The sequence below is a fragment of the Streptomyces sp. LS1784 genome, from assembly GCF_020103755.1.
Taxonomy (GTDB): Bacteria; Actinomycetota; Actinomycetes; order Streptomycetales; family Streptomycetaceae; genus Kitasatospora.
Genome location: NZ_JAHSQD010000033.1, coordinates 23,351 through 31,391, shown reverse-complemented (window position 1 = coordinate 31,391; position 8,041 = coordinate 23,351). Strand labels below are relative to the sequence as shown.

The window sequence follows — 8,041 nt, the reverse complement described above, 5'->3', positions numbered from 1 at the left end:
AGCGCCTGGGCCCAGGCGGCGCGGGCGGCCGCGCCGTCGCGCCGGGTGACCCAGCGCAGGTACTCGCGGTACGGGGCCGCCGGGGCCATCGGCTGTTCGAAGTACAGGTCCCACAGTTCCTCGGCGAACAGCGGGGTGGACCAGCCGTCCAGCAGGATGTGGTGCGCGGAGGCGATCAGCTGGTGGCGCTCGGGGGCGAGCCGGAGCAGGGTGTAGCGCAGCAGCGGCGGGCGGTCGAGGTCGAAGCGGCGGCCGTACTCGGCGGCGGCGATCCGCGCGGCCTGGGCCCGCGGGTCGGCGTGGGAGGTCAGGTCGACGACGGTGAAGGGCAGGTCGACGCCGTCCGGGACGACCTGCACGGGCGGGCCGTCGTGCCGCTGGTGGAACGCGGCCCTGAGGTTCGGCTGGCGGGTCAGCAGCGCCTCGGCGGCGGAGCGCAGCCGGTCGGCGTCCAGCGGGCCGGTGACGTCGAAGGTCACGACCGAGGTGTAGACGTCGGCGCCGTCGGCGTCGTACGCCGAGTGGAAGGCCATGCCCTGCTGGAGCGGCGAGGTGGGCCAGACGTCCACCAGGCGGGCGGGGGCGTGGTGGGCGGCGAGCTCGTCCAGCTCGTCCTGGGTGACGGCGACCAGCGGGAAGTCGGAGGGGGTGTGCCCGCCCGCGTCCGGCCGCTCGGCGTGCTCGGCGAGCGCGCCCAGCGCGGCGAACCAGGCCTCGGCGAAGGCGCGCACCCGCTCCTCGGAGAGCAGCCCGGTGGCGTAGGACCACTGGGCGACCAGCAGCGGGCCCTGCGGGGTGTCCACGGTGGTGGCGTCCAGGCCGAGCACCCGGCCGAGCGCGAGGCCGGTCGCGGCGCCCTCGGTCATCGCCTCCGTCCCGGCGAGCACGTCCTCGGCGGTGACGCCCTCGGGCGCGAAGCGGCCCAGGTAGTTGAACTCGATCTGCGGGTCCGCGTAGCCGTCGAGGACGGCGGCTGTGTCCGGGTTGAGGTGGCGCAGCAGGCCGAAGCCGATGCCGTTGTCCGGGACGGCGCGCAGCTGCTCCTTCACCCGGCCGAGGGCCCGGCCGAGTTCGGCGCCGGCCGCGGTGACCTCGGACCAGGCCGGCGCCCCGGGGGCGAGCCGGACGGGGTAGACGGAGGTGAACCAGCCGGCGGTGCGGTGCAGGTCGACGCCTTCGACGATCTCCTCGCGGCCGTGGCCCTCCACGGTGACCAGCACGGCGCCGTCGGGCCCGGTGGTCTCCTGGCCGCGCCAGTGGCCGAGGGCCAGCGCCAGCCCGGTCAGCAGCACGTCGTTGACCTGGGCGTGGTAGGCGGCGGTGACCTTGGTGAGCAGCGCCCGGGTGGTCTCGGCGGGCAGCACCAGCCGCAGCAGGCCCTCGGTGGCGTAGGTGTCCTGCGCCGGGTCCAGCGGGCGGTCGCCGAGCAGCGGGTCCGGGGTGGCCAACGCGGCCTCCCAGAGCGGGAGTTCGGCGGCCCGGCGGTCGGTCTGCGCCTCGGCGGTGAGGCGCTGGGCCCAGCGGCGGAAGGAGGTCGGCACCGGCGCGAGCCCGACGGCGCGGCCCTCGCGCAGCGCGGCGAGCGCGCCGAGCAGGTCCTCCTCGACGATGCGCCAGGTGACGCCGTCCACCACCAGGTGGTGGATCACCAGCAGCAGCTGCGAGGGCAGTTCGGGCCCGGCGTCGAAACGCACGGCCTGGAGCATCCGGCCGTCCTCGGGCGACAGGCGCTCGCGGGCGGCCCCGGTCTCGGCGCGCAGCGCCTCCGCGGTGGCCCGGCCCTCGACCCGGCGCAGCACGCCGTCGGCGGGGACGGTGCCGGGCTCGGGCACGTGCAGCGTCCAGGGGCGCTCGGCGAGCGGGGAGGTGCGGGCGCGGAACAGGTCGTGGTGGTCGAGCAGGGCCTGGACGGCGGTGGTCAGGTGCTCCTGCGTCGTGCCGGCGGGCAGGGTGAGCAGGGTGGACTGGTAGAAGCTCTCGACCGTGCCGTGCTGCGCGGCCAGCCAGTGCACGATGGGCGTCGGGGGCACCTCGCCGAGACCGGCTCCGGCGGGCTCGACGACGACCGGACCCTCCAGCGGACGGGCGATCTGCGCCAGCGCCTCGACGGTCGGGGCGAGGAACACCTCGCGCGGGGTGAGCTGGAGGCCCGCGTGCCGGGCCCGGGAGACCAGCTGGATGGCCACGATGGAGTCGCCGCCGAGCTCGAAGAAGGAGTCCGTGACGCCCACCCGGGGCAGGCCCAGCACCTCGCCGAACAGCCGGACCAGGGTGTGCTCCAGCTCCCCGGCGGGGGCCCGGCCGTCCTCCTCGCCGGCGCCGAACACCGGCGCCGGCAGGGCGCGCTTGTCCACCTTGCCGTTGGGCGTGAGCGGCAGCCGGTCGAGCACCACGACGGTGGGCACCATGTGGTCGGGCAGCCGCTCCGCGCAGTACGCCCGCAGCTCGGCCGGGTCGGCGGCGCCGACGGTGTAGCCGACCAGGCGGCGCTCGCCCGGGCGGTCCTCGCGGACCAGCACCACGGCCTGGCGCACCTCGGGGTGGGCGGAGAGGGTCTGCTCGATCTCGCCGAGCTCCACCCGGAAGCCGCGGATCTTCACCTGGTCGTCGGCCCGGCCGAGGAAGTCCAGCTGGCCGTCCGGGCGGTAGCTGCCGAGGTCGCCGGTGCGGTACATCCGCTCGCCGGGGGCACCGTACGGGTCGGCCACGAAGCGCTCGGCGGTCAGGCCCGGGCGGTTCAGGTAGCCGCGGGCCAGGTGCGGGCCGGCGAGGTACAGCTCGCCCACGGTGCCCGGCTCGACCGGGCGCAGCCGCTCGTCCAGCACGTGGATGCGCACGTCCTGGCAGGGGCGGCCGATCGGGGGCTGCTCCTCGCCGGTGAGCGGCCCGCTCATGCTGACGATGACGGTGGCCTCGGTGGGCCCGTAGCTGTTGAGCATCAGCCGGCCGCGGCCGCAGCGGGCGGCCAGCTCGCGGGAGACCGCCTCGCCGCCGCCGATCAGGGTGCGCAGCGAGGGCATCGGCAGGTCGGGCAGGGTGGAGATCATCGCGGTGGCGACATCGGCGTGGGTGACGCCGTACTGGTCGATCAGGGCGGCCAGCGCTTCGCCGACCAGCTGGCTCTGCTCGCGCGGCAGCACCAGGGCGGCGCCGGTGGTGAGCGCCACGGACAGGTCGGAGACCGAGACGTCGAAGCTGAGCGAGGAGGCCTGGAGCACCCGGCTGCCGGGGCCGACCCCGGTGGCGGCGACCTGGGTGCCGACCATGCTGGGCAGCCCGGTGTGGGTGACGGCCACGCCCTTGGGCACGCCGGTGGAGCCGGAGGTGTAGATGACGTACGCGGTGTTCAGGGCGCTCACCGGGCGGACCCGCTCGGCGGCGGTGAAGCGGTCCCCGGACTGCGCGGCCAGCTCGGCCCGGTGCTCGGCGGAGTCGAGCAGCAGCCGGGGGGCGCCGGTGCCGGGCAGCTGTCCGGCGGCCTCGGCGGTGGTGAGCACCAGGGCGGCGCGGGAGTCGGTCAGCATGTGGCGCAGGCGCTCGGCCGGGTAGGCCGGGTCGGCGGGCAGCCAGGCGGCGCCGGTCTTGGCGACGGCGAGGATCGCGGTGATCGCCTCGGGGGACTTCGGCAGGGCCAGTGCCACGACGTCCTCGGTGCCCAGGCCGCGGGCGGCCAGCACCCGGGCCAGCCGGTTGGCGCGGGCGTCCAGCTCGGCGTACGTGAGGGTGGTGCCCTCGGCGTACAGCGCGGGGGCGTCCGGGGTGCGGGCGACCTGGGCGTCGACCAGCTCGGTGAGGGTCGGACGGGCGTCGGGACGGGCCTGCGCCAAGTCGGCCAGCCGGGCGGCCAGCGCTGCCGGGGTGGGGGCGTCGGACAGGGCGGGCAGCTCCAGGCGGACGCCGAACTCGGCGTGCACGCGGGCCAGCAGCCGCTCGGCGGCGGGCTGGTCGCCGCCCAGGTCGTAGAAGCCCGCCGCGGGGTCGACCGACTCCCGGCCGAGCACCTCCGCGAACAGTCGGCACAGGACCTCGGCCGCTTCCGGCCGCTGCTCGGCTCTGTGCGTCTGCTGGACCCCGGACATGTGACTCTCTCCCTCGTGCGGCTGGCTCCCGCGGTGGCGGGAGCGGCTTGCTGGGTTGACCTCGGGGCGGTCAGCCCGGCGGTCGGCGGAGCGATGTTGCGGTCGTCTTGCGGTGCTGCGGTGCTGCGGTGCTGCGGTGCTGCGGTGCTGCGGTCCTGTGGTGCTGTGGTGTGCTTCGTGTGACGGCCGTGCGGCGCGTGGGTGCGGTGCTGCGGTGCCGGGGGTGGTGGCGCGCCGGTGCCGTTCGATGCACGCGCGTAGACGGCGGACATGGGACTGCGCCGGCGGCGTGACGGTGCGGCCGCGCGGCGGTGGGGTGCTGCGATGGGGTGGTGACGCGGTGTCGGCGGGCTCCGTGGTGCGGTGTGTCGACGACCGGGGGCGGCCGGGTGAGCGGCGGCCGGGCGGGCGGGTGGTGCGCCGGGCGAGCGGCGGATCCCCGCTGTCGCGTTCGGTGCTGCTGTGCTGCTGCTGCGTCAGTTCGGTGCCGCTGTGCCGCGGTGCTGCTGAGCTGCCGTGTTGCGTCGGTTCGGTGCTGTTGCGTTCCGTGCCGCGGGTCGGTCCGATGCCGAGGAGGTGCGGCCCGGGTGGGGGCCGCCCGGTGCGGACGCCGGCGCGGAAGCGGTGGTGTCAGCGGTCCGACGGTCGGGGTGCGGTGGCGGCGGTCAGCTCTCGGCCAGGTGGGCGATCAGGCTCTTCGGCCGCAGGTCCTGCCAGTTCTGCTCGACGTAGTCGAGGCAGTCCTGCCGCCCGGCGGCACCGAACACCTGCTGCCAGCCGGCGGGCACCGGGCTGAAGGCCGGCCACAGCGAGTGCTGGCCCTCGTCGTTCACCAGGACGAGGTAGCTGGCCTCGGCATCCTCGAAGGGGTTCGCCATCGTCGGTTCCTCTCTGTTGTCAGGGCAATGCGAGGAGGGGGAGGAGCGGGGAGCAACCGGAGTCGCGGCTCACGGACCCCAGCCGGAGTCTTCGAGGGGCGCGTTGCGGGCGGTGATGGAAACCGTGGACAAGTGCGGCTGGGCATGGAGTTGGAGGCCCACCAGGGCGACCAGCAGAACGGCGAGCATCCCGAGCGTCTTGTGGACGCGGACGGCAAGGCTTGGCATCGCGAAATCCTCTTCCTGAGGAGGGCGGTCTGCCCTCTTCGCTCTGAAATGCATCCTGCCGAAGGCCCAAACGCGCGTGGAAGCTCTGGCTGTGATCGTGAACACGCAATGCGGGAACCGGAAGCCTGGGCAGATCGTGTCAAAAGCAGACAGACATGATCCAAGCCGCACCTGGCGCTGTCAGATCAGTGGTGGGAACTCCTCGGGCGCGGGGGACATCGCAGCGAGGAGGCGGGCACCCCGGTACGCCGGAACGAGCCCCTGCGCAGCTCCTCCCGGACGGCGGGCCAGTCCTCGACCCATGACCGGTCCGCCCCGGCCGGCGACTCCAGGGCGAGCGTCGCCAGATAGGCGCGCTTGAGCGCGGCCCGTTCGTCCTGCACCCGGCCCGCGGCCTGCTCGATCCGGCGCAGCCGGGCGTGCAGCCGCTCCAGCGCGCCCCCGCCCGTCAGCAGCCGCCGCGCCTCGGGGCCGAACCGGAAGCCGGGGGCCAGCAGCGGCCAGGCCGACCGCCACACCCGGAACACCTCACGGTGGCTCGGCCCCCACTCCCGCTCGGCCCGGGACAGCCGCTCCAGCGCCGCGGCCTCGGTGGGCGCCGTACAGGTCTCGCGCAGCGCCCGGGAGAGCGCGCCCCAGTCCTCGCCCGGCGCGTGCCGCAGCGCAGCGTGCAGCAGATGTGCCACCGAACCGTGCACGACCGTGTGCGGCCACTGCTCGGCCGCCGCCTCGGCCAGCACCGAACCGGTGCCGCCGACCAGCACCCAGACCTCCCGCACCCCGCGCTCGGCGAGCCCGGCCAGCACCTGCGGCCACTGCTCCCCGTCCGTGGCCGGCCACAGGCCCAGCACCTCGCGCCGGCCCTCGGCGGAGATCCCGAGCGCCAGGTGCACCAGCGGCCCGCCCGAACGGCCGCTGCGCACCGAGTCGACGAAGACCACCGGGTAGACCGGGTCGAGATGCCGCCCGCGCCGCTCGGCGAGCTCGTCGAGCACCTGGTCGGTGATGGCCGAGACGGTCTCCCGGCTGAGCTCCACGCCGTACACCTCGGCCAGGTGCGCCACCAGCTCGCCCGAGCTGAGGCCCCGCGCGGTCAGCGAGATCACCAGCCGGTCGAGCCCGGGCAGCCGACGGGCCCGGGGGAGGACGGCCTTGGGGGTGAAGCTGCCCTCGCGGTCCCGGGGCACCCGCACCTCGACCGGACCGATCTCGGTGAGCAGCCGTCTGGCCCGGGCGCCGTTACGGCTGTTGGTGCCGGAACCGGAACCGGAGCCGGAACCGGCGTCGGAACCGGAACCGGAGCCGGAACCGCTCAGGTGCTCCTGGAGTTCGAGCTCCAGGGCGCCCTCGATCAGCTGCTTGGCGAAGGCCTGGAGGATCCCGCCGTCGCCCAGCAGCCGTACCGCGCCGGAGCCGACCTGCGCGGCGGCGGCCTCCGCCAACTGTCGTACCAGGCGCTGGTCCACCAGGCCGGCGAGGGCGGCGGATGGTGCCGCCGGGTCGGAATCAGCTCGCAACTGGGGGTGCCTTCCGTCTGTAGGCCGTTCCATTCACCGATCGCCCGCTCCGGACGTCCCGACGGGACGCCAGGTGAGATGCGCCGGCAACCCCCCGGTCACCGCTGCCGGGTGCGTGGTTTTCGTGACCGTCACCATCGGCTCCCCCACTTGCGTGCACGTCCGACTACCGTCAGCCGATGATTTCCGCGTCCATTGGGCGTACACTCACGGCTGTCGAAGCCTGGGGGGCGGCTTCCGAAAGGCAGTCACTTCCATCTTGCCGGTTCGGATGCCTGGCGGTAGTCGGTACGAGCATTCGTGAAACCGCAATGCCGAAGCCAGAAGGATGCCCAGATGTGCCCAACCCAGGACAACTGCGCAGAAAGGGGAACGCCGCAGCTCTGCGACCGGGGCATCGAGTTCTACCGGACGGCACTGGCCGAGGGGGAGGCGACGGGCGAGGCTCCGGAGTGCCTGCTCGCGATGGGCCTGCTGCGCCCGCTGCCCGGCGCCGGCGAGCGACTGGCCCCCGTCCCGCCCGACATCGCCGCCACCGGTCTGGCCCGGCCGCTCGAACTCGCCGTACTGGCCCACCAGGAGCGGCTCGCCGAGCTGCACACCTCCTTCACCGCCGCCGAGCACGCCTACCGGGACGTCATGCGGCGGGCCAAGCTGCCGATCCGGCTGCTGGCCGGCGAGGAGATCAACCCCGCGCTGGAGAAGGCCGTCGCCGACTGCTCCGAGGAGCTGCTCACCGCCCAGCCGGGCGGCGGCCGCGCCCCCGAGCAACTGGCCGGCGCGCTCCCGCGCGACCTCGCCCTGGCCGGCCGCGGCGTGCGCCAACGCACCCTCTACCAGCACACCGTGCGCTCGCACGGCCCGACGCTGGCCTACATCGAGCAGGTCACCGCCCAGGGCGCCCAGGTGCGCACCCTGAACGAGGTCTTCGACCGGGTGATCATCTGCGACCGCTCCACCGCCTTCATCCCGGCCGGCGCCGACCGCGAGGCCGCGGCGATGCTCATCCAGTTCCCGCCGCTGGTCGAGTACCTGCTCAAGATCTTCGAGCTGATGTGGGAACGCGCCGAGCCCGTCACCTACCAGCAGGGCCACCACCGCCCCCGGCTGCTGACCGCCCGAACCCGCCAGAGCGTCCTGCGCCTGATGGTCAACGGCTACACCGACGAGGCCATCGCCTCCCGCCTCGGCATGAGCACCCGCACCGTCTCCAGCCACATCCAGAAGGCCAGCGAACTCCTCGGCAGCCGCAGCCGAGGCCACCTCGGCTACATCATCGCCCGCCAGGGCGTCCTCGACGAACCCCTCGACGAACTCTGACGGCCCCGACGCTCCGGGG

At 74.6% G+C, this 8,041-nt stretch carries 5 protein-coding genes; 1 reads left to right on the top strand and 4 read right to left on the bottom strand.

The window, feature by feature from the left end:
* The 4 genes from KS423_RS07085 to KS423_RS07070 form a co-directional block, all read right to left on the bottom strand.
* The coding region (locus tag KS423_RS07085) for a non-ribosomal peptide synthetase (protein ID WP_224276230.1) at window positions 1-4,079 on the bottom strand (4,079 nt) is incomplete at its 3' end.
* 665 nt (window positions 4,080-4,744) lie between these two features.
* Entirely contained in the window at window positions 4,745-4,957 is a 213-nt protein-coding gene (locus KS423_RS07080; RefSeq protein WP_224276228.1) for an MbtH family protein, read from the bottom strand.
* A 69-nt stretch (window positions 4,958-5,026) separates the two neighbouring features.
* The gene (locus KS423_RS07075) at window positions 5,027-5,185 is read right to left on the bottom strand and encodes a hypothetical protein (protein ID WP_224276227.1); all 159 of its coding nucleotides are present in this window, start codon (window positions 5,183-5,185) and stop codon (window positions 5,027-5,029) included.
* Between the two features lie 185 nt (window positions 5,186-5,370).
* Entirely contained in the window at window positions 5,371-6,702 is a 1,332-nt protein-coding gene (locus tag KS423_RS07070; RefSeq protein WP_224276225.1) for an IS256 family transposase, read from the bottom strand.
* Between the two features lie 336 nt (window positions 6,703-7,038).
* Here KS423_RS07070 and KS423_RS07065 point away from each other — a divergent pair, with 336 nt between their 5' ends.
* Complete coding sequence (locus tag KS423_RS07065) at window positions 7,039-8,022, top strand: helix-turn-helix transcriptional regulator (RefSeq protein ID WP_224276223.1); 984 nt, start codon at window positions 7,039-7,041, stop codon at window positions 8,020-8,022.
* Window positions 8,023-8,041 lie beyond the last annotated feature (19 nt).